This window comes from Pokkaliibacter plantistimulans (assembly GCF_003194385.1).
Classification (GTDB): domain Bacteria; phylum Pseudomonadota; class Gammaproteobacteria; order Pseudomonadales; family Balneatricaceae; genus Pokkaliibacter; species Pokkaliibacter plantistimulans.
In genome coordinates this window covers 42,538-63,422 of the sequence record NZ_LAPT01000029.1, presented here as the reverse complement: position 1 = coordinate 63,422, position 20,885 = coordinate 42,538, and the positions used below count along the sequence as shown (strand labels likewise).

The 20,885-nt window shown below is 50.6% G+C and carries 21 protein-coding genes; 9 read left to right on the top strand and 12 right to left on the bottom strand.

The annotated features are described in order from the left end of the window. Positions 1–65: 65 nt before the first annotated feature. Positions 66–794: a DUF4328 domain-containing protein gene (locus WH50_RS07520; RefSeq protein WP_165838346.1), complete on the top strand. Its 729-nt coding sequence runs from the start codon at positions 66–68 to the stop codon at positions 792–794. Here the strand turns inward: WH50_RS07520 and WH50_RS07515 are convergent. The 3 genes from WH50_RS07515 to slyA are packed head-to-tail and all read right to left on the bottom strand — an operon-like array spanning position 787 to position 3,367. After that, positions 787–1,803 (bottom strand): DUF2955 domain-containing protein, encoded by a 1,017-nt coding sequence (locus tag WH50_RS07515; protein ID WP_110186759.1) that lies wholly within the window; start codon positions 1,801–1,803, stop codon positions 787–789. The genes WH50_RS07520 and WH50_RS07515 overlap by 8 nt on opposite strands. A 38-nt stretch (positions 1,804–1,841) precedes the next feature. Next, positions 1,842–2,906 (bottom strand): HlyD family secretion protein, encoded by a 1,065-nt coding sequence (locus WH50_RS07510; RefSeq protein ID WP_110186758.1) that lies wholly within the window; start codon positions 2,904–2,906, stop codon positions 1,842–1,844. 14 nt (positions 2,907–2,920) lie between these two features. Further along, a complete protein-coding gene (slyA, locus tag WH50_RS07505) occupies positions 2,921–3,367 on the bottom strand; it encodes a transcriptional regulator SlyA (RefSeq protein ID WP_165838345.1) in 447 nt (148 codons plus the stop codon). Positions 3,368–3,707: 340 nt separating this feature from the next. Between slyA and WH50_RS07500 the strand changes: the two genes are divergently transcribed. After that, complete coding sequence (locus WH50_RS07500; RefSeq protein WP_133251271.1) at positions 3,708–4,754, top strand: hypothetical protein; 1,047 nt, start codon at positions 3,708–3,710, stop codon at positions 4,752–4,754. 18 nt (positions 4,755–4,772) lie between these two features. Here WH50_RS07500 and WH50_RS07495 read toward each other — a convergent pair whose 3' ends face one another. The 3 genes from WH50_RS07495 to WH50_RS07485 form a co-directional block, all read right to left on the bottom strand. Beyond that, positions 4,773–5,018 (bottom strand): hypothetical protein, encoded by a 246-nt coding sequence (locus WH50_RS07495; RefSeq protein ID WP_110186755.1) that lies wholly within the window; start codon positions 5,016–5,018, stop codon positions 4,773–4,775. A gap of 685 nt (positions 5,019–5,703) precedes the next feature. Beyond that, positions 5,704–8,097, bottom strand: coding sequence for a Lon protease family protein (locus WH50_RS07490; RefSeq protein WP_110186754.1), 2,394 nt, complete (start codon positions 8,095–8,097; stop codon positions 5,704–5,706). 228 nt (positions 8,098–8,325) lie between these two features. Continuing rightward, on the bottom strand, positions 8,326–8,916 hold the full coding sequence (locus WH50_RS07485) for a malonic semialdehyde reductase (protein ID WP_110186753.1): 591 nt from the start codon (positions 8,914–8,916) through the stop codon (positions 8,326–8,328). Positions 8,917–9,075: 159 nt separating this feature from the next. On the opposite strand from WH50_RS07485, the gene WH50_RS07480 reads away from it, so the two are divergent. Both WH50_RS07480 and WH50_RS07475 read left to right on the top strand, forming a co-directional pair. Continuing rightward, the gene (locus WH50_RS07480) at positions 9,076–9,996 is read left to right on the top strand and encodes a LysR family transcriptional regulator (RefSeq protein ID WP_110186752.1); all 921 of its coding nucleotides are present in this window, start codon (positions 9,076–9,078) and stop codon (positions 9,994–9,996) included. A gap of 87 nt (positions 9,997–10,083) precedes the next feature. Then, complete coding sequence (locus tag WH50_RS07475; RefSeq protein WP_110186751.1) at positions 10,084–10,479, top strand: acyl-CoA thioesterase; 396 nt, start codon at positions 10,084–10,086, stop codon at positions 10,477–10,479. A gap of 198 nt (positions 10,480–10,677) precedes the next feature. On the opposite strand, the gene WH50_RS07470 is transcribed toward WH50_RS07475, so the two are convergent. Then, a complete protein-coding gene (locus WH50_RS07470) occupies positions 10,678–11,319 on the bottom strand; it encodes a hypothetical protein (RefSeq protein WP_110186750.1) in 642 nt (213 codons plus the stop codon). A 322-nt stretch (positions 11,320–11,641) separates the two neighbouring features. On the opposite strand from WH50_RS07470, the gene yfcD reads away from it, so the two are divergent. The 3 genes from yfcD (at position 11,642) to WH50_RS07455 (ending at position 15,072) form a co-directional block, all read left to right on the top strand. Then, complete coding sequence (gene yfcD, locus WH50_RS07465; RefSeq protein ID WP_110186749.1) at positions 11,642–12,145, top strand: NUDIX hydrolase YfcD; 504 nt, start codon at positions 11,642–11,644, stop codon at positions 12,143–12,145. A 105-nt stretch (positions 12,146–12,250) separates the two neighbouring features. Beyond that, complete coding sequence (locus WH50_RS07460; RefSeq protein WP_110186748.1) at positions 12,251–14,407, top strand: putative bifunctional diguanylate cyclase/phosphodiesterase; 2,157 nt, start codon at positions 12,251–12,253, stop codon at positions 14,405–14,407. Between the two features lie 68 nt (positions 14,408–14,475). Next, the gene (locus tag WH50_RS07455; protein WP_110186747.1) at positions 14,476–15,072 is read left to right on the top strand and encodes a response regulator; all 597 of its coding nucleotides are present in this window, start codon (positions 14,476–14,478) and stop codon (positions 15,070–15,072) included. Between the two features lie 64 nt (positions 15,073–15,136). Here the strand turns inward: WH50_RS07455 and WH50_RS07450 are convergent, their stop codons facing one another. Beyond that, positions 15,137–15,646 carry a hypothetical protein gene (locus WH50_RS07450; RefSeq protein WP_110186746.1) on the bottom strand — a complete coding sequence of 170 codons (510 nt, stop codon included), beginning with the start codon at positions 15,644–15,646 and terminating at the stop codon, positions 15,137–15,139. A gap of 94 nt (positions 15,647–15,740) precedes the next feature. Here WH50_RS07450 and WH50_RS07445 point away from each other — a divergent pair, with 94 nt between their 5' ends. Next, positions 15,741–16,610 carry a mechanosensitive ion channel family protein gene (locus tag WH50_RS07445; protein WP_110186745.1) on the top strand — a complete coding sequence of 290 codons (870 nt, stop codon included), beginning with the start codon at positions 15,741–15,743 and terminating at the stop codon, positions 16,608–16,610. 85 nt (positions 16,611–16,695) lie between these two features. On the opposite strand, the gene rimK is transcribed toward WH50_RS07445, so the two are convergent. From rimK to WH50_RS07425, 4 genes are all read right to left on the bottom strand, one after another. Beyond that, entirely contained in the window at positions 16,696–17,601 is a 906-nt protein-coding gene (rimK, locus tag WH50_RS07440) for a 30S ribosomal protein S6--L-glutamate ligase (protein WP_104152176.1), read from the bottom strand. Beyond that, entirely contained in the window at positions 17,598–18,065 is a 468-nt protein-coding gene (locus WH50_RS07435; RefSeq protein WP_104152366.1) for an ATP-dependent zinc protease family protein, read from the bottom strand. The genes rimK and WH50_RS07435 overlap by 4 nt, the downstream gene beginning before the upstream one ends. 146 nt (positions 18,066–18,211) lie before the next feature. Beyond that, positions 18,212–18,745 carry a carboxypeptidase-like regulatory domain-containing protein gene (locus WH50_RS07430; protein WP_110186744.1) on the bottom strand — a complete coding sequence of 178 codons (534 nt, stop codon included), beginning with the start codon at positions 18,743–18,745 and terminating at the stop codon, positions 18,212–18,214. A gap of 8 nt (positions 18,746–18,753) precedes the next feature. Continuing rightward, positions 18,754–19,566, bottom strand: a complete 813-nt coding sequence (locus WH50_RS07425) for a DUF4198 domain-containing protein (RefSeq protein ID WP_207780220.1) — start codon at positions 19,564–19,566, stop codon at positions 18,754–18,756. 91 nt (positions 19,567–19,657) lie between these two features. Between WH50_RS07425 and cobT the strand changes: the two genes are divergently transcribed. Further along, positions 19,658–20,791, top strand: coding sequence for a nicotinate-nucleotide--dimethylbenzimidazole phosphoribosyltransferase (gene cobT, locus WH50_RS07420; RefSeq protein WP_110186742.1), 1,134 nt, complete (start codon positions 19,658–19,660; stop codon positions 20,789–20,791). The last annotated feature ends 94 nt before the right edge of the window (positions 20,792–20,885 follow it).

The following is a 20,885-nucleotide window of genomic DNA, read 5'->3' as shown; positions in this document are numbered from 1 at the left end:
TAATTATTTCCGGACGACTCTCCGTCCCGACAGGCAGGATGCCTGAGCAGATTCAAGGAGGAAGCATGAGCATTCAACAGGATCAGGTGACAGACAGCACCTGGACTATAGGCTTCGATGACAAGGAAGAACGCTCCGGGGATGCACTCATGGATGGAGCAGGTGAGCGGTATCGAACACTGACCACATGGCTACGCGGCTCGCTGTGGTTATGTGGTATGGTGGCGCTGCTCAGTTTCGGCTGCAATCTCTGTCTGCTGCTGTTTTTGCATGGCCTGGAAGACGGCACTGTTGCTGAAGGCGATGGTATGTATCTTCTGGTCGATAAGGTGATTGCGCTCAAGACCCTGGGTGCGCCAGTCTCCATTCTCGTCACCAGCTTTGCTTCTGTTCTCTCTCTGCGCTGGTTTTATCTCAGTCATGGCTTTGGCCGTCAGAATGGCCTGCGCCTGCAGCAACCGGCACGCAGCACTGTCCTGTTTTACTTCATTCCTGTGCTCAACTTGTGGAAGCCTTATCTGGCATTGCGCGAGGTTTTTAACGAAGCCGTACCCTGCTCAGGCAGTCGCTGGCTGTTGCCGGTGTGGTGGGGTTGCTGGGTGCTTTTTCAGTCACTGTCCTGGCTGGCATTTCGTCTGGTACAGGATACGGATGAGCTGGTGGCCTTGATGGATATGCTGCTGGCGCGGCTGCTGGCAGATGGTGCCGCGTTGCCACTGCTGATCATGTTCATGCTGGTGGTGCGTCGACTGGGCACTGCGTTGCTGGCGATGCCCAGTCGCGCCGCTAGTTGACCACGTAACGAGTGGTCTGGAAGCGGTTAAGCAGACCGTGAAAGAAATAGACAGCAGTCAGGGTGAGGAGCACGGCAACCGTGACCGAGCTGATACGGTAAAGCGCGCTATAAATCAGATCCTGATCTGCTTTCAGATATTGACCAAAGATGATGCCAAGTGTCGTCATTCCCCCAAACGCCACTCCTGACCCTGGCCCTTCCAGATGCTGAACCCGTGCAAATAACAGCAAGCCAATAAAGAACACCAGCACTGACAGTGTCAAATTCTGATAGTAGGTGTACAGCAGCAACTGCGCGACGATCGCATAGCTGGAGCCGAGCATAACCCCTTTTGCACGCTTCATGCCGGAGTCCAGCACGCCGCTCAGTGTCATCGGAAACAGTATAAGGACTGACGTTGCCTGAGCTGACAGCGAGTCACGCAGATCGGCAATCTGAAATAACACAAACGACGTGGTGGCCACCGATGCACCAAGCAGAGTCTGATGAATTACCTGATGAGTTGGCTTGGCAATACGTGGCGGTGCCGCAGGTGCCTGATGCACCGGAAACCACCACAACACCAGTGCACAGATGACCAAACCTACCACTGTCGACAGCACATTTGCCCAGGACATGACGCTGAAGTCAGCATCCGGATAGCTGGCAAAGTGTAGAAAAACGCTGTTGTTGATGGTGCTCATGGCGCCAAAAAGGAACAACGGGCCTTTGGCCATGCAATAGAAGGTGAATAGAAACACCATAAAAATGAGGGGGGTAGCCAAAAAGGGATGGTTATCACAGAGGTTGTACCCGAACAGCACTACCTCGCCGAAAAGTGGCGAGGCCAGTGCCTGCAGTGCCACGAAGCGGTTGATGCGTGGCACCAGGCCCAGTAGCAGGATGGGCACAATAGTGTAAAACACTCCCCAGCTATCGAGATCGGCCACTTTGCAGATAATCAGCCCCAGGCTGGCACCGAAGGCAATTCTGAGGACCTTATTCAGGTGGTCAAGGCTGTTGATCATGGTGTGTCTTCGTTGATGGCATCAAAGATTCAGCAGTACTAGTAGATATAGTGCAGCCAGCTGATCAGGCGGATCTGGGAGTTGGCCAGAAAGCTGAACAGGACGTTATCAGAAGGTATCAGCTGCACTGTCGCGCGTGAGCCGACGACCAGATTGGCTGGAAAGGCTTCTTTCAGCTCCAGATTGACTCGGACTCGTTGTGCATCTCTCACCCAGCGGGTACTGGTTTCTGCACTGGCCAGCTTGCCATCGGGGCTGCCCTGAGCACTGGCCACACCGTAATCGCGATGACTTACTTCGGCATCAAAGACGGTGCCTGGCAACGCATCAAAAACAATTTTTGCCGGGGTGCCACTGCTGACTTTTATCAGGCTCTTCTCACGAAAGTCTGCGGTTACCCAGGGCGAGCTGTCGGAAACCAGTGCAACTACGGGTTGATTAGCAGATGCCATGGCGCCTTCTTCCAGCTGCAGATCAGTAATAAAGCCTGCACTCTCTGCTTTTACCTGAGTACGCTCAAGTGCCAGCGTGGCGGTAGCCAGACTATTTTTAGCCTGTTTGAGCAGGATGCTTTCGCCATTTTCAATGCCAAGTTCTGCTTCGATAGATTTTACTTTGGCTTCGCTGGCGGTAACTTCAGCAGATGCTGCGCGCTGCTTGAAGACGGCGTCATCGCGATCCTTAACTGGAATGCTGCCTTTGTTCACCAGTGCCTGATAACGCTGTACGTCGCGCAGATCGTTGGCAAAGTTAATACGGGCTTTGTCCAGACTGGCCTGAGCGCTATCGAGTTCTGCCTGAAGTTGTGAAACCTGTTGCGTCACCTGCTGCAGATGTAGCTCTGCCTGTTGCACGCTCAATTGGTAATCCAAGGGGTCAATCTGGAACAGCAGGTCACCTTTTTCGACGTGCTGATTGTTGTGTACCAGTACCTGAGTCACCTGTCCGGAAACACGCGGAGCTACCTGCACGACGTAGCGTCGGACAGTGCTTTCGGTAGTGGCGGGCATGTAAATATCTGCCAGCAGGAAATAGGCAAACAGGATGACGAAAACGCCTATGGAAATCTTTAACCAGCGGTGAAACAAATGTTCTGGAGACATGGAGGTAACGCCTGTTATGTCGGGTTTTTACTACGTTCGGTCAGCGCCAGAGCGTTGGACTGAAGGAGATTGAGGGTGTGCTGGAACTGTGTCGCCTGATCCTCTGACAGACCTTGCATGACCTGCAACTGGCAACGCTCCCGTACGGTGTTGACGGGCTCAACCAGTGCTTTTCCTTTCTCGGTAAGAAACAAGCGCTTGCTGCGGCGATCATCCTGGCAGGCACGGCGTTCTATCAGTTCCAGTTTGACCAGCTGATCCAGCGTTCTGACCAGAGAGGGATGCTCGACTGCCAGAATACGGGCCAGCTCAGTTTGGGCTATGCCTTCACCCTCTGCGTGAATGTAAACCAGTGCTACGCCCGTGGTTTGCGTCAAACCAAGGGTGGCCAGCTCCTGATCCAGCACACTGCGCCAGAGGCGGGACAGCTGATGAATACACAACCCAATACTTGGCTTCATGATTATTGTTCGCTGAGTAATTGTTAGATTGCTAAGCATGTTAGTTAGGATGCTAATTAGTCTCAAGATGGAGATGCATTGTCAGTCCGTTGCATGAATGGAACAGCAGTAGAAGTGGGGCAGGCGTGAATCAACGGAGCACCTTTTCGCAACATATTCTGCACCACCAACCAATGGTTTGGTGTCGATGTATTAGGTAAGCTCTCGGTCGGTTTGTCAGGTGAGAGACTGATGTATGCGACTAAGGAAGGGTGTTTTCGCCTCGGTTATGGTGATAGTGGCTGGGGGCTATCTGCTGTCTTGCCTGCTGACGGCCAGAGTAGTCAGGCAGCAGCTGAATGTGCTGAGTGAACAGATACCAGGCAGCTCAGTGCAATGGCAGGAGCAGGGGTGGCTGGGGGACCAGATAGGCATATCCGTGCCGCTGTCTGAACAGGCGGGCTCGTTGTCAGTACAGCTAAGCGTGTCAGCTAGCTACTGGTGGCCGCTTCATGTGCAAAGCCACGGCGTGCTTGATGTATCAGGTAATAGACAGTCGTTGTTAAGTTCTTACCTCGGCCTGCCACCATTGGCATTCAGCGGCAGTATCGGTTTGTCTTCAGGCAATCTGAAAATTGAATTACCAAAGCTGGATCTTCATAGCAGTCTGGAAGCACTTAAAGTTGCGCAGAGTCTTGCTGAATTGGCCTGGGACACGACGAGCATCAGTTTGAACTGGGTAAGCTCGTCTGCCGACTGGTCTCGTGCTGATATGCAGATCAAGGCACAAGGTATCAATATCCATAGTCAGCTTTTCCGGACTGCAGATGTTTCAGGAGTGCCAAACTCACTGAGTCATCAGGTCAATGCCGTTATTGCCTCATTGGATGTAACAGGTAAGCGCAATAACGCGATGGTCCGAATGTTAGGTGCACAGCAGCTTCAGGCCGAGTCGCAGGGGCAGCTGTCAAACGGAGGGCTGGGATATAAGCTTCATGTATTCAGCCCAAGCATCGATCTTCTTGGTTTGAAGGGAGCATTTGAGTCCAGATCCTACCTACAGCCGATGCACACGCCCATGTTGATGAAACTGGTGGACAGTATAGGGTTGACGAGTGGTGCTGGTGTTGCGTTTCAGGACGTACAGTCAGAATTGATGACGCAATCGATGGTGTTAATACTGGAAAACGCAGAGATGCAACTGGAAGCTGGCCTGCCCCCCTCTGCGCAGGGAGAACTGACTATGTTGCCTCAGGATGCTTCAGCCTTACGGCAGGTTCCAACATGGCAAGGCACGTTGACTCTGCATAACATCCCGCCTTTTTTGGGGCTGATCACAGGAATGAATGTGATGTTGGGCAAACCAGTGGAGTTGGCCTTTCAGCATGGTCAGTGGTATCAGCGATAGTTCGCTTGGTGCTCAATCTCAGTCATTGTTGTGATTGTCAGCATTTATCTGAATCAATGCTCTCAGGCGAATGATTCCTGCCGTTATGCACATGCAGACACCCACAATAATCATCGTCCACTGGTAGAAAGGGAATCGCCAACCGTCGGGAACCAGGTCTAGCGGTGTCAGCAGATCCACAACGGCAATGCCTACCAAGAGCGTACCAACGCCATTGAAGAGCATCAGGGCAAACTGGAGGTTCAGAGGAATAGAGCCACTCATAAGACATTCCTGTTTTGAGTAGATCCAGAAGAAAAGTAATAAGCGGTCGCCCATAGCTGAGCGGGACTTATCCGTGTTTTAGGCTACGTGGGCCACATCAAACGTTTTACAACGATAGCGAGTCAATATCTACGCAGTTACTGACTAAAAATCGCTACAACAGATTACATCTTTGCTACAAAGAAAACGCGGTGGTAGACACTGACTCACTTCCCCATAAGTGCTATGGAAACATCACTGTCGGCAATTTTGCGGTCTTTACCAGTATTTATCGTCATGTGCGACAGAGCATTTAGGGCTGTGTCACTCGTTACGTCAGGGGGCTGACTCGCTGGATAATGGGTTCGTGCTCGATGAAGTAAATAAGTGAGCGATGATAAATAAGAGATGTAGTTAGTCTGACTTTTAGGACTGTTATGCACGACGTTGCCTTCCATGGGTATTGCTATTGCTACGTAGTGTAATCACGGAACAGTATTTTACAATTAGATTTTCAATTTATATACAAAGTGCTCTGAATTGTACTGTCAGGTATCCTGAGCCAACACTGTCTACTTGTGAGGTGGGTAAGAGGAGAGGCATGGAAATGCCTTTGCTAGGCAGTAGTGAAGGGCAGAGGTGTTAATCAGGATGTGTATGGCCAGATTGCATTGCGCAATCTGGCCATAGCCTGAGTTGTGGACTGTTACTCTTCGTCTCCGTCGCCAAATTCCAAGCTGATTCTGGCCAGCTCTTCAAGGCGATCAATAACTCTGGCATTCAGGCTGCGTTTGGGAAAGGTGCCATCTTTGCGTATAACACCGGCCGTCTGGCCAGTGAATAGTTCCAAGGCTTCATCTACTGTTGATACGGCATAAATAGAGAACTTGCCCTGACGTACTGCGTCAACAACATCATCTTCCAGCACCAGGTTCTGTACATTACTTTTCGGAATGACAACACCCTGTTCACCAGTTAAACCACGTGCCTGGCATACGCGGAAGAAGCCCTCGATTTTCTCATTGACTCCGCCAATCGGTTGCACTTCACCATGCTGATTGACTGAGCCTGTGATGGCCAGAGACTGCTTCAGGGGGGCTTTGATCAAAGCCGAGATCAGACAGCACAGTTCTGCCAGAGAGGCGCTGTCACCATCGATGTAACCATAGCTTTGCTCCATGGCAATATGGGCGCACAGCGTCATCGGGGTCTCTTGAGCGTACATGTTGCCCAGATAGCCCGACAGAATCATCACTCCCTTGGAATGAATTGACTGGCCCAGGTCAACTTCGCGCTCGATGTCGACAATCCCTTTGGAACCCGGATAGGCGGTAACGCTGATGCGTGCTGGGGCACCGAACTGGGCATCACCAATCGACATGACAGTGAGGCCATTGATTTTGCCGACAGCTTTGCCGCTGGTTTCGAGCAAAACAGTGCCGTCCAGAATCTGCTTGTTGACTTCTTCGCTCACACGCCCAGTACGCTCTTGTTTGGCTTTCAGCGCACGTTGGATATGTTCACCGGTAATCTGCTCGGCAGACCCCAGTCTTGCCAGATAGTCGGCCTCTGCCAGCAGTTCGAACAGCTCGCCAATGGAGGCAGTCATATGGTGCTGATGCTCAGCCAGGCGCGCGCTGTGGGTGATGAGACGTGCAATGGCATCATCGCTCAGGCTGAGGTAACCCTCTTTGTCGCAGCGATCACGAATCAGACGACAGAACGACATCAGATTGTCTGGTGTGCGTTCAATGTAGTCTTCGTAGTCGACCAGTACACGGAACATTTCACTGAACTCTGGGTCCAGCGACTGCAATGCGTAGTAAATGTCGCGCGAGCCAATCAGGACAAGTTTGACATCCAGTGGAATAGTCTCTGGTGAAAGCGTAGTAGTGCTGACCAGACCCATTTCTGCGTAGGGTGACTCAATTTTCAGCTCACGACGTTTCAGTGCACGCTTCAGGGCGTCCCATACATAGTCTGACAGAACCTTATCGGCATCGACGATCAGGTAACCGCCGTTGGCTGCATGTAATGCGCCCGCGCAGATTTGCTGGTAATTGGTCACCAGTGCGCCTTGGTCATGCAGATACTCAATGCGACCAAATAGATTGTTGTAGGTTGGGTGAGGCTCGTACACCACGGGGGTGCCAGCTGTCTGCTTTCTGGAGACCGCCAGATTGGGGCTGTACAGGGACGATAGTGCTTCTCGTTTTGCGGGTTCGTCGCGGGTGTCCTGATCAACCAGTTCTTCAATGACAATTTTCTGAAGGTTGCTGGCTACCTGCTGCAGGTAGGTCAATACTTCCTGATTGCTTTCGTACTTCTCCTGGAGGGGAGTCAGCAGTGGGGCGATTGACTCTGAAATAGTGCTCTGATTCAGCGTGCGCAGTTTCTCGCTGGTCTCACGACGCCACAGGGGAAGGCCAATAAGTTCATCACGTAACTGGCTTTCCAGATCACTGATCTGGCTATTTATGCGATCACGCTCTTCTTCAGAGAGCTGTGTGAAGTCTGCATCATCAAGGGGCTTGCCTTCGACAATCGGTGCAAAAGACACTGAACCTGCTTCACGGAATAGCGCAATGCCCTGGCGACTGGCTGCCTTTTCTACGCGCTCCAAGGCTTCTTCGTAGTTTTGATTGAACTCACGCTCGATGGCATTTTTGCTTTGCTGATAGCGTGGGTCTTCAAAGGCTGCCGGGAAAGTGAGCAGCAGATTATCAATAAGTTGGTTGATGTCGTCTTTGAAGGCCGCGCCCGCCTCGGCTGGCAGCTCAATAGCATTGGGGGAACGCTGGTCACTGAAGTTATTGACGTACACCCAGTCCGATGGCGTCTTCTGACGCTTGGCTTCACTTTTCAAATAGGAGCGTACATATGAAGCTCGGCCAGTACCGGGCTCGCCCATGACGAAGATGTTGTAGCCTGGGCGACGCATGGCAACACCAAATTGCAATGCTCTTACAGCCCTTTCCTGACCCAGGATACCGCTGAGTGGCTCAAGGTCAGCAGTTGATGAAAATGGTAGATCGCTCTTACTTAGATGAACGGACAGCTGTTCCGGCTGTAAAGGGGAAAGACGAGGCGCTTTTGCCATCCTTTGAACTTCCTAAGGGTAAAAAACTGCCAGTCTTGTATCAGGCTGGCGCATCCAATGCAACTAGCGTTGCCTGTACCTGAGTAATGCACCTGTCTGTGCGTGTGTTTTTAGCCTGAAGCCAAGGAGTTGCTGGTTGAATAAGGTTTTTATAGTTCATTTAACTTAGCCCAGTACAATGCAGGCAGCCAGAGAAATGACTGCCTGTAGGCAAGCAAGTATAAAGACTCAGGTAATAGTGCACACCTCGTCAAAGTCGTAGCGTGGTCCTCGAGGATAGACTTTGTCTGAGAGGCCATAACCGAGATTAATAAGGAAGTTTGCTTTGATGGCTGTGCCTGCGAAAAACAGATCATTCACTAGATCGGCATTGAAACCGGACATTGGCCCGCAATCCAGTCCGAGTGCGCGGGCGGCCAAAATCAGGTAGCCACCTTGTAGCGTCGCGTTACGCAGGGCGGTTGCTTCCGCTAACGCCGTATTGTTGGCAAACATATCTCTGGCATTTGCATTGGCAGGGAACAGCCTGGGCATACCTTCATAAAATGTCATATCCGTGGCAACGATAACGGTTACCGGGGCATTCATCGTTTTATCGACATTGCCAGGCGCCAGGGCTTGCTTGAGCTTTTCTTTGGCTTCCGGCGACTTTACAAAAACCAGCCGCATGGGCTGGCAGTTCATGCTGGTTGGTCCCCATTTAGCCTGTTCATATAAAGCCTGTAATAGTGAGTCTTCGATGGAGCGAGGCTGCCAGTGGCTGTGCGTTCTGGCATCACTGAAGAGTTGCTGCATTGCATCCTGCGAGAGGTTGGACATGGATTCGTTTTCCTTGGGAGCTAAGTATCTTTGAGTTAATGTGCCAATGCGAAAAAAACAAGCCATCGTCTGATATTGAGTATCTAATTGAGGCGCCTGGACGCTGTTTTTTTAGATGCGATACCCGTACTTGCGATTGATACAACAGGAATATCCATTATGTCACTACCGATCAGTCTGGAAGCCTTACGTGTACTGGATGCCATTGACAGGCGAGGAAGCTTTGCCGGAGCTGCAGATGATCTGAATAAAGTGACATCTGCCGTTTCCTACACCATTCAGAAGCTGGAGCAGGATATGGACATGCTGCTGTTCGATCGGCAGGGGCATAAGGCCAAGTTAACTCCCGCCGGGCAGTATTTACTGGAGCAGGGGCGGCAGCTGTTGCAGACATCTGAGCGAATCGTTGAGGAGGCCAGGCAGTTGGCCAATGGATGGGAGTCGCGTCTGACACTGGCTGTTGATTCTGTAATGCCTGTTTTTCCAATTCTCGAATTGGTGGGGCATTTCTACAGGGAAGAGCAGGGGCATACCGACATCAGATTGCAAGAGGATGTGCTCGGTGGTGGATGGGACGCGTTGCTGAATGATCGTGCAGACTTGTTAGTTGCGCCACTGCACCCTGAATTTGCTCGTGGCCTGCATCAGATCACATTAGGGTACGTGAACTTTCATTATGTCGCGGCACCGGATCATCCTCTTACCAGGCTGCAACGCCCAGCTGATGATGAAGACATCAGACAGTATCGCGCGATCGTCGTTGCAGACACCTCGCGTGATCGTGCACCGCTGTCCACTGGCTTGCTAGACCGTCAACCAACACTCACTGTATCCAGCTTTAACGCCAAGATTGCCGCCTTGAAGCAAGGGATGGGTAGTGGTTTTCTGCCGGTTAAAATGGCTGACCCGCTAATTGAAGAAGGCGCATTGGTACAAATTCCGGTAGTGAAAGAGCGTGAGCCGGTGCCAGTTTCTTTGTACTGGAAGCCAAAACCAGGTGGGAAGGCGCGTGACTGGTTCGTACAAAATCTCCCCTCTCATCTTAAATTGCAGTGTAAGAAAGTGGGCATGGATCTGTGATTCTGCGTTTTGCGATGTTCAGTTGACGTAAACGTAAATAATTGTGATAACTGCTGCCAGACAAATAACGGCAGTGGAGTAGTAATCATGTTTAGCAAGATGATTGAACCAGGCTTTTACGATACGGATGCTTTAGGTCATATTAATAACACCCGCCTGCCTGTCTGGTTCGAGTTAGCCAGGAATGATTTGTTCCCGCTGTTTACGCCAGATATGGACCCCAAAAAATGGAATCTGATTCTGGCGCGACTTGAGGTCGATTTTATTGGTGAGTTGTTCTTCAATCAGCCAGTAGAGGTGAAGACTTGGATTGAGCGTATTGGCAACTCTTCATTTGTCGTCCTGCAGGAGGCCTGGCAAGGTGAAACGCTGGGGGCTAGAGGTCGAGTGACAATGGTTTACTACGATTGGATTCAAAAGAAATCGGTACGCATTACTGACGATATCAGGGAGCGTCTACAGCTACACATGGCCGCAGCATAGTCTCTGCAAGTTATCAAGTTAAACTCTTGTCAACTATCTGCTACGTAGGAGAGGCTACTTTCGTGAATTAGAGGCTCTCTTTTCACGACGAGTTAGACAGTATCTGCGGGAACTAAAAAGACCAATGTTGCCAACTATTTACAGATTCAATATTGAAAATAGCTGGTCAGATTGCTGAAGAGTGTGCAGGGGTGATAGTTATTGCGGGAGTTCGTAACCTAGCTTCTCCAGAGCGTTAACTATCACGGCACTATCCAGTAGGTGTAGCCAGCAGGCTTCTTGCTCTGGGTCATCAAGATAGAAGTGATCAATAACCGCAACAGGGCGGAGCTTTGATGGAGGCATCACCGCCCATTGGTTGCGATCAATTCCTGCTTCCATCAGCAAGGGAACAGGTACGAACCCTTGTGAAGCTCCATTTTGTCGCAGGACGTCAAATATACGCTGGCTGGGCTGAAGGCTAATAAGTTCCACCGGCCACGGCCAGGTGTGATTTTCGACCAGATAGCTCTGACTGGCCTGGCCGTAGGCATCTTTACGTGGGTCAGCTATGGCTAACGGTAAGGTTGGATCAAGATCTGCAAGGGTGACACTGGTTGCAGACTGCGGGCGCCACAATGCTAATGGTGCTGTGGCTAGTAAGGTGTCGTCTTCATAATAGCCGTCAGCACGCCAGCTCAGACGGAGTGACGCTGCCAGATTTTCAGGCGGGATATCCTGCTGCTCAATGAAAAACTGAGGCTGCAACTCACAGTATTGTGGTAGCTCCGCTGCAATTATGGACTGCAATGGCTTCAGTGTTTCATCTATCTGTATGGAAAAAGGTGCAGCAAAACACACGTTCGCAATACCAGAACATATTGCAACGACTAGGCAGGATCTAACCAGGGAAACCATAGCAGGGTGACGAGTGATCATTGGAGGTGAGCGCATTATGCCTGAATTGCGCCTAATAAAAAGAAGAGAAAGAAAAAATAAAGGCCCTTTCCGGGGAAAGGGCCGCTCCCATACTCTTCAGGAGCCAAGTGAGCCAGGGAGGAAAGCGTTAGCTTTCGATGATCACTATATCTAAAGTGCGGTTTCAGGCCTTTGATAAGTATCAATGTTTGGAACGAATGTTCATCATGTTGTGAGTCGTACATCTCGTTTGAGAGGGATATAGATGAGTGATGAGCTGATTATGTGGGTTGACCGCGAGAATACCGTCATAGGCAGTGTCTCTCGTGCACGAATGCGTGCGGAAGGATTATGTCATCGCGCTGTATATGTGTTGGTCTTTAACAGTGCCGGTGAGATATGTGTACATCGTCGTACTATGCGCAAGGATTTTCGACCGGGCTGGCTAGAGTTGTCTGCTGGCGGTGTTGTCGCTGCTGATGAAGAGTGGAGGGATGCAGCACAGCGGGAGCTGGAAGAGGAGCTGGGTGTTAAGGCTGTTCTAACTGATCACGGCATGTTCTTTGATGAGGGTGATGACTATCAGGTCTGGGGTCGAGTCTACTCCTGTATGTGGGATGGAGAGCTATGCCTTCAGCCTGAAGAAGTAGAGGAAGCATGGTTCATACCCGTAGCAAATATCTCAACTGAGCTAATGGGTCCCATTACGGAGACTAGTATGAGCGCCTTTCGCTACTGGCGGTCTGTACAGCGAAATGAGAAGATGTGATTAATTTGTTGTTTCTGAAATGATTGCTGAGTGATTGTGCAGTGCTACCGGACTGATAAGGTCAGGTAATGGCAAAACTAAGTTGGCGATAACAGTCTGGGATGTATGGCTACGCTGGATATGATGAATTCATCTTGGGATAAACAGTGGTTTCCAACGCTCACTAGTTTGATAGAGCGTATCGGCCATCTTTCTGAGGATGGATCATCGCGTGGCTTTTCCAGAATAGAAGCTGAATGGAGTCGGCTACGACAGGCAATGCAGCTCATGGGCGGTTATGTCTGGGAATATCGTAGTGAGGAGGGTTGGTGGCTGTCGCCTGAGCTGAAAAGATTACTAGGCGTGGATAGTTCATTATATTGGCTACGCTCCGCAGACTGGATTACTGCTCTCCCAGAATCAGAACAAGAGTTTCTGCGCGGATTGATGCAGTCAAGCTCGACGGCAAAGCAGTCAAATTTGTCATTTCCTCTTACGTTGGATCAGCAGGCGTATCACTTTTCCCTGCGCGCTATTTGCCTGAGTGATGATGGGCATAAACGCTGGGTTGGCGTGCTGGAGGATGTTACTTCTTCCCGGGTTCTGGAAAATAGAGTGCAAATAGCGGCGCATGTACTGGAACATGCTGCTCAGGGCATCATCATTACAGATCGGCATTTTAATATCCTGAATACCAACCAGGCTTGTACGGATATCTGTGGCTACGAGCAGGCCGAGATCATTGGCCGTAAACCACGAATGCTAGGCTCTGGCTGGCATGGTCAACCGTTCTATCAGTCAATGTTGACCCAGTTGTTTACTCAGGGACACTGGCGTGGAGAGGTGTTAGATCGGAATAAAAATGGCGAGATGTATATTAGCCAAATGGATATCTCATCCGTTCTGGGGGAGCAGGGAGAGGTCACTCACTTTGTCCTGTTTTTCAGTGATATTACAGAGCAGCGGCTGGCTGAGCGTAAGCTTAATCAATTGGCCTACCTTGATGTATTGACTGATTTACCCAACCGCCAGCATTTCGTCGATAATCTCAATCGATTAATGAAGCAGGCTGAAGCTTCTCGTCAGCTTGGACTGATACTGCTGGATATGGATAACTTTAAGCTGGTGAACGAGTCATGGGGGCATGCCACTGGCGATGCGCTCTTGATTGCTGTAGCGAGAAAGTTGAAGAAGCAGCTAGGTCAACGCGGTGAGATTGCCCGATTGGAAGCGGACGAATTTGCTGTTTTGATACCTGATGTCCCTTCTGAAGCTGAGGCTCTGTCAGTCGCCCGAGAGCTGCATACCATCTGCACAGAATGCTTTGATATAAACGGCAAACAAATCTACCCCAGCGCTACATTAGGTGTTGCTCTTTTTCCTAATCAAGCCAGAGACGCTGATGAGTTATTTAAACACGCCGATATGGCACGTTTTCGTGCCAAGGCGCTGGGGAAGAATCGTATTCTCTGTTATGAAAACTCTATGGGGGAGCATCCTCAGGGACGCTTGCAAATTGCTAACAAGCTGCGGCAGGCCATTCCCCGTAATGAGTTGAAGTTGTTTTATCAGCCCAAAATGGATACGTCTAGTCCATGTCAGTTAGCCGGCGTTGAGGCTCTCATCCGTTGGTTTCCTTTGGGTGAGGAGGGAATGATTTCACCTATGGAGTTTATTCCAGTCGCAGAAGAGACTGGCATGATTGTTAACTTGGGTTATTGGGTGCTTGAGGAGGCTTGTCGACAAATCGCGGACTGGCGATTGATGGGGTGGACTATCCCTATCGCCGTCAATCTGTCTGCCAGACAGCTGATGGATGCGTCTCTGGTAGATAAAGTAAGTGAGTTGCTTAAGAGATTCGATGTTCCTGCAGAGATGCTGGAACTAGAGTTGACTGAGAGCACACTGATGTTGGATGTGGATGAGGCGCTTTACCAGCTGTTTGCTTTACGTGATTTGGGTGTCGGACTGGCCATTGATGATTTTGGAACTGGCTATTCATCCATGGCGTATCTCAAACGTCTACCAATTCAAACACTGAAAATCGATAGAGCTTTTGTTCGTGATATCGAAAACGATAACGAAGATCGCGCAATTATCTGCGCCATTTTGGCATTGGCTAAGAGTTTAGGTCTGAAAGTCGTGGCGGAAGGCGTTGAAACACAGCCCCAGTGGCAATTCCTGGCTGAAGCAGGTTGCGATATGACTCAGGGATATTTGCAGGGAAGGCCAATGCCGGTAGAGGAGTTTGAAGGTTTTCTCGAAGGTCAGGGATATACATAACTGCCTGTTGTCAGTGGAGTATCAGATGGCTCCCTGATCGTAATAGTTTAAGAAGAAGAGGTTGTCACGTGAAAAAAGCCCTTACCACAGGCGAAGTCGCTAAATACTGTGGTGTGAATTTTCGCACAGTCATCAGATGGATCGAGCGAGGCCAGTTGAAAGCGTTCAAGCTGCCAGGCAGGGGAGACAACAGGATCAGTATTGACCATTTTGTCGCCTTTCTGCGTGAGCATGATATGCCTGTTCCTGCAGAATTTCAGGACTTGAGCCGGCGAATCTTGATCATTGAAGATCAACCAGCTATGGCAAGTGCCATTGAAAGGGTGTTACGACGTGCAGGTTTTGAGACACGGGTTGTACATGACAGCTTTCAGGCTGGGACGCAGCTGGCTGAGTTCAATCCTTCGCTAATCACGTTGGATTTGCAAATGCCAGGGCTTAATGGGTTTGGTGTCCTGGATTTTTTGCGTCAGGATGAGCGTTGGCGAGGGGTTAAAGTGCTGGTGGTTTCAGCACTCAGCGAGAATCAGTTGCAGGATGCTATTCAGCAGGGAGCAGATGATATTTTGTCGAAGCCATTTGAAAATCAAATTCTATTAAAGAAAGTTGCCGATTTGTTGGATATGCAAATACATCTCGAAAAGCCCGGCTTAGGTGTGGAATAGTATTCTGCATTTAATAATGCTTTTATAAATAAAAAGGACCAATAGGTCCTTTTTTATTTTTCTATCAGGAATGCTGTGGTAATTCAGCAGAATGAGAAAAATCCACATTAAACCATGCATTCCAGCAGCAGTGCCAAAAAGAAAGTATGCCCCATATTAGACCAGCAACAACGCCTCCATCCAAGATGCCACGCCAAGGCTGGGGCAGAAAATGGAACAGAATAATCAGGAGAATAACGGTGCAGGTAATGCTGATCGAGATGATCTGTCTTTTTCGCGTAGTGTGGAAATAACCCATGCAGAAAAAGGGAGCAAAAATGGCTTGTGCTGGAGTAGCTGATCGACTGAGATAGCGTGCACGTGCTGCGGTGCGCGGAGAGAACGCTTTTTGAAAGCCACGATAGCCTTCGTTGTAAAGCATGAAGATTAGAAAAAACCAAAAGGTTATCCAATGCTGCCAGGACAGTGGCATGTCAAAGGCAGACAGACTCAGAGGCAACAGACGACCTATTGCCGACAGCAGCAACAGTGAAACCCCTGCAATGCCCCAAAGACCGGCAAATACTTGTAGCACAACAGTTTTCCTCTGAATCGATCAAAAAAGTCGATTATACTCCAATGGTGTCATTGATTGGATGTGACAATCCAATATCAATTCAGGAGTAAATATGGAAAATTTTGCATTCGATAGTCAATATGTGGAGACAATTATCCTGACCTGGGGGCCCAGACTAATTTCCGCCTTATTAGTCTTTATTCTTGGGTGGTGGCTGAGCAGAAGAATTAGCAGTGTCGTATTGGGTTTGTTAGTCAAAGCGCAGATGGACCCCACTTTGGCCTCTTTTGTGCGCACACTGACTCATGCCGTGCTGGTCATTTTGACCGTTATTATCACACTGACACAGCTGGGTATTCAAACAACGTCTTTGATAGCTGTCGTGGGTGCTGCAGGTTTGGCTGTAGGCCTAGCACTGAAGGACTCCTTGTCTAATATCGCCGCAGGTATCTTGTTAACCGCTTTTCGCCCTTTCCGCATTGGTGATTTTATCGATTGTGCGGGTACTGCGGGGACAGTTGAGCATATAGGCCTGCTGTATACCGAGCTCAAGACATCAAATAACCAGCATGTGGTGATGCCAAACTCCAACTTGCTGCAGAATACGCTTACTAACTTCTCAACCAAAACCGAGCGTCGTATCGATATGACAGTGGGGGTGGGGTACAGCTCGAATCTGGCCCATGTCCGTAAGGTTCTGGAGCGTATTTTGGCTGAAGAGAGCCGTATTCTGCCTGCGCCCGCTCCTGTGATTGGCGTCGCCGCTCTGGCAGATAACTCTGTGAACTTTGTGGTGCGTCCATGGGTAAAAAGTAGCGACTATTGGGATGTCTATTTTGCACTCAATGAGCGTATTAAAACGCTGTTTGATGAGGAAAATATTGAAATTCCCTTCCCGCAGCGAACTATCCACATTGAGGGTGGATTCACTGAACCTGCGGTGGCATTTGCTTCTTCAGACAAGGTTGAGAACCAGGCATAAGGCCAATCTGTTCAATCCTGCCTGACCATCAGGTCAGGCAGGATATTGTTAGCTGGAATTTTAGTTTCACTTTTGGAAAGGAATCTCAACCGCGGCCTCTGGTGCGAGTGCGATTGGGCTTGGCTTGTTTTTCAATAAACTCAATGATCATTGCCGCAACATCTTTGCCCGTGGCTGCTTCTATTCCTTGCAGGCCGGGTGAGGAGTTGACCTCCATAACCAACGGGCCTCTTTCTGCTCGAAGAATATCAACGCCACACACATTCAATCCCATGATGCGTGCCGCATTTACTGCCGTCTCGCGTTCCTCTCTGGTCAACCGAACAAGAGAAGCAGAACCGCCTCGGTGAAGATTGGAGCGGAACTCGCCAGGCTGAGCTTGACGTTTCATGGCTGCCACAACTCGTCCACCCACTACGAAACAGCGGATATCTGCCCCTCCGGCTTCCTTGATGAATTCCTGCACCATAATGTTGGCATCCAGCCCCATAAAAGCTTCGATGACACTTTCTGCGGCCTTACGGGTTTCTGCAAGCACTACTCCTATGCCCTGAGTGCCCTCAAGTAGCTTGATGACAAGGGGAGCGCCACCGACCATGTCGATCAGGTCAGGGATGTCATCGGGAGAATGGGCAAAGCCGGTTACAGGCAGGCCAACGCCTTTGCGTGACAACAGTTGAAGTGAGCGAAGTTTGTCGCGAGAGCGAGAAATGCCAACAGACTCGTTGAGAGGATAGACGCCCATCATTTCAAACTGGCGAAGTACCGCAGTGCCATAAAACGTCACTGATGCTCCGATACGTGGAATTACTGCATCATAGTCATTCAGATCTTCACCCATATAGTGAATGCTGGGTGCATTGCTGGAGATGTTCATATAACAACGGAGGGTATCGATCACACGCGCTTCGTGTCCACGTTGCTCGGCAGCTTCCAGAAGGCGTTTGGTAGAGTAAAGTCCCGGGTTACGGGAAAGGATGGCAATCTTCATGATTCGGCCTTCTTGGATTTCTTTTTGCTGGCAGGTTTGCCAGACATCAGTCGTGAACGATGTGGGTCCACCACGCAGCCCCTGGGTATGGATGTACGCCCAAGCAGCATGCGGAATTGCATGTCATCGCGTGCCGTCAGGGTGATTTCAACCTGATGAAGCAGCGTACCGAGGCTAATGGTTGTCTCGATGACATACCTTAATGTGGTATGCCCTCCAGAATCCCTTACCTGACGCTGCTCCTTGACCTTGGCTTCGCAGCAGATAGAAGTGTCACTGTTGTGCTGTAAGGGATGAACATGGAACCGAATCCAGGGTTCTCCATCACGATTAAATGGCTCTACCCTGTAGGTGTGCAGGCAGGAAGTGCGTGCCCCGGTGTCCACCTTCGCTTTAATCGCAGGCAGTCCGAGTTCGGGTAACGAAACCCATTCATACCATCCCAGCGTATTGCTCTGAGTCATGGTCTGTTTCCTCAACACCATAGTGGGGGAGTGCTTTTTTAACAGTGGATGATGTCGTTTCTACGGCAGAGCAGACGATGGGAGGTACCAGACAGCATCCGCGCAGTGTAGGTCATCAAACTAGAAATGCAATATGCCTGTATGGACTATCGGCGGTTGTGATGGCGCCAGAGCAGTAAGCCAAACAAGATCGCCAGAATGTAGCCCAGGCCACCAAAGATATCGAACAGACGGGTACGCTGATCATGCTGTTGCAGCTGTTCGTGCAGGTTGTCGAGCTGATGTTGGATGATGCCAAAGTCCAGTCGCTGTGAGGGGCTCATATCATCATCAATGGCGGCTGTCTGGCTGACAGCCGGTTGTGGCGTGAGATGTACATGATCGGAATGTCCAGCCCCTGCATCGGCTTCAACCATCACTTCGCCTCGTTCAGGAAGTGGCAGGCGAAAATAGCCATCCGCGTCAGACAGGATCTGGGTAATGGTTCTGTTTTGTGCATCCAGTAGTTTGATAGTGGTGCCAGGAGCGGGGCCGTCATTTATGAAGTAGGTTTGCCCGGAAACATAACGGCCCTCAACGGAGAGGAACAGCTTTAATTTGTGCGCAAATACTGAGCTGCTGAACGAGCACAGTATGCCCAGAAGGCAAAGGGAGGGCAGCTTGGAAAACAGTTTGCGCATAGGTTTGATCAATGGGCCTTGTGAATGTCGAGCGCGTGAACCCAGATCACGCCAGTTTCTTCGTGGTTAACGGCTTCACCCTCTGGATTTTTAAGGGGGTCGTTGGCCATGGCAGCGGCGGCAAACCCCCACCAGCCTGCCTTCGGTATACCATAGGTGAATGTGCCGTTGATGTCTGCCCTGATGATTTGTTCTGAATAAGAATCTGCAGGCGGAATTACGCTACCATCGTTGTGGTAGGCTACCGACAGTTCAGCATAGGGGACTGGCTCTCCATGACGCAGGACGACGCCTTGAAATACATTGCCAGCCCATAGTGCGTAAGGGCGGCTCAGGGGCTGAATCTCCATCGGCATGCCGACCAGTACGTCCCAGCCATTACCGGCACCGTAGGCGTCTACAATGACCTTTGCATACTGGCTGATCATTTTCTGTTCGGACGGATCCCAGTAAGGGGCCGGCACTATATAAAAGATATGATCACCCGGTGCTTTGACTTCATAGTCCAGGCCGAAAGTTTGCGCTCCGTCTTCCGTATTTGTCTGTAACTTGTCCGTCAGTATGGTTCGACGACCATTGGCAATAACGCCGACTTCCTCCGGGTAATCCATAGGTAGCACCGGGCCCATGTCCATCGGATGAGTGAAGCGAATGTCCAGGTGCAGATGACGTTGCAGTACGTCCTGTAATATTGCTTGATCAGGGATGATCTCTTGAAACTGTGCCTGTGCCGATACTGAAAACACCATGCCAGCTGCAACTCCTGCCCCCCATTGTATGAGGCGCTTGGATACTCCTAAGCTGCAGAGCAGTGCATTCATCGGCTGGCGTCCTTGGTAAGCATGCCGCAGATGGTAGGAATAGGGCTTGTCATGGTCAAGGGGCAAGTGGATTAATCGCTGGACTCCCTAAATGGCATTACTTATAACCTTGAACACTTTTTATACCACCTTCACAAAAGATGTCGGCCCCAAGGCCAGAGGAGCGAAAGTGACTGATTACTGGTTTGAGCAGGCGAGCAAATCTCTCAAGCAGATCTTCAGGCAACAGGCTGAGGCGCGGCAGGCCTGCCTGGCCAAGCCCCTGGGAAGCCTGGGAGAGCTTGAAAAAGTGGCAGTGTTGCTGGCGGCAATGCAGTCCACAGCCAGGCCTGCAATCGATCCTGTTCATATCACTGTCTTTGCGGCCGATCACGGTGTCATTGATGAGGGTATTTCTTCCTCCCATGAGAAGCTTACCAGAGAGCGTATCCGCATATTTTCACGTGGTGGTGCGGCGATCAGCATCCTTGCTCGGACGCAGGGGGCTCGATTTGAGCTGGTAAACGTCGGGGCGCGTGGTCAGCTTGAGCCTATGCAGGGTGTGTTGAATCGAGTTGTCAGGCAGGGTACGGCCAGTTTCGTTGATCAGGTGGCAATGCAGGAAGATGAATGCTTCAAGGCAATGGCGATTGGCCGAGATCGCGTGGATGCTGCATGGGAGTCCGGCTGTCGTTTGTGGTTGGCGGGGGACATCGGTAGTGGCGCAACGTCTTCGGCAGCAGCCCTGACCGCTGCCTGTCTGGGTTTGAAAGCTGAGCAGGTTTGTGGTGCCGGCAGCGGACTGGATGAGGATGTGCTGGCGTTGAAGGTGGCCCGTGTCGCTGAGGCGCTCAGGTACCATCAGATAACATCTGCCACTCCCCCGTTGAAAGTGCTGCAAAGTCTGGGTGGATTGGAAATAGCGGCTCAAGTCGGAGGCTTTATCCGTTGTGCTCAGTTAGGTCTTCCTGCCATGGTAGATGGTGTGGTGGGTAGTGCAGCTGCCTTGCTGGCCGTCCGCACTCAGCCCGCTGTCAGACAATGGCTAATCTTCAGTCATGTCTCTGCCGAACCAGCACACGAGCCCCTTCTTGCTGCGATGGCGGCCAGACCTTTACTCAATCTCAATATTCGCCTGGGCGAGGGTAGTGGAGCGGCAATTGCTCTTGGGGTACTGCGCCAGGCCTGTCTGTTACACAACGACATGGCCACAGTGGAAGAAATGGAGTGGGATTGGGCTGAGTAGCGGGTTCTTTAATTTGCGCTCGGAGCCTAAAGCTGCATAGCCGTAGGCTCTCGCCTATAATGCCCAGCCCAAATCGACAGGTTAGGATACAGAT

Bases quoted from the DNA above. Each gene is read 5' to 3' on its own strand.
- rimK (WP_104152176.1), bottom strand. From the start codon at position 17,601: ATGAAGATTGCCATCCTTTCCCGTAACCCGGGACTTTACTCTACCAAA.
- WH50_RS07480 (WP_110186752.1), top strand. From the start codon at position 9,076: ATGTCACTACCGATCAGTCTGGAAGCCTTACGTGTACTGGATGCCATT.
- WH50_RS07515 (WP_110186759.1), bottom strand. From the start codon at position 1,803: ATGATCAACAGCCTTGACCACCTGAATAAGGTCCTCAGAATTGCCTTC.
- WH50_RS07495 (WP_110186755.1), bottom strand. From the start codon at position 5,018: ATGAGTGGCTCTATTCCTCTGAACCTCCAGTTTGCCCTGATGCTCTTC.
- yfcD (WP_110186749.1), top strand. From the start codon at position 11,642: ATGAGTGATGAGCTGATTATGTGGGTTGACCGCGAGAATACCGTCATA.
- WH50_RS07430 (WP_110186744.1), bottom strand. From the start codon at position 18,745: ATGCGCAAACTGTTTTCCAAGCTGCCCTCCCTTTGCCTTCTGGGCATA.
- WH50_RS07460 (WP_110186748.1), top strand. From the start codon at position 12,251: ATGGCTACGCTGGATATGATGAATTCATCTTGGGATAAACAGTGGTTT.
- WH50_RS07520 (WP_165838346.1), top strand. From the start codon at position 66: ATGAGCATTCAACAGGATCAGGTGACAGACAGCACCTGGACTATAGGC.
- WH50_RS07425 (WP_207780220.1), bottom strand. From the start codon at position 19,566: ATGAATGCACTGCTCTGCAGCTTAGGAGTATCCAAGCGCCTCATACAA.
- WH50_RS07445 (WP_110186745.1), top strand. From the start codon at position 15,741: ATGGAAAATTTTGCATTCGATAGTCAATATGTGGAGACAATTATCCTG.
- WH50_RS07475 (WP_110186751.1), top strand. From the start codon at position 10,084: ATGTTTAGCAAGATGATTGAACCAGGCTTTTACGATACGGATGCTTTA.
- WH50_RS07485 (WP_110186753.1), bottom strand. From the start codon at position 8,916: ATGTCCAACCTCTCGCAGGATGCAATGCAGCAACTCTTCAGTGATGCC.
- WH50_RS07510 (WP_110186758.1), bottom strand. From the start codon at position 2,906: ATGTCTCCAGAACATTTGTTTCACCGCTGGTTAAAGATTTCCATAGGC.
- WH50_RS07490 (WP_110186754.1), bottom strand. From the start codon at position 8,097: ATGGCAAAAGCGCCTCGTCTTTCCCCTTTACAGCCGGAACAGCTGTCC.
- cobT (WP_110186742.1), top strand. From the start codon at position 19,658: ATGGCATTACTTATAACCTTGAACACTTTTTATACCACCTTCACAAAA.
- slyA (WP_165838345.1), bottom strand. From the start codon at position 3,367: ATGAAGCCAAGTATTGGGTTGTGTATTCATCAGCTGTCCCGCCTCTGG.
- WH50_RS07435 (WP_104152366.1), bottom strand. From the start codon at position 18,065: ATGACTCAGAGCAATACGCTGGGATGGTATGAATGGGTTTCGTTACCC.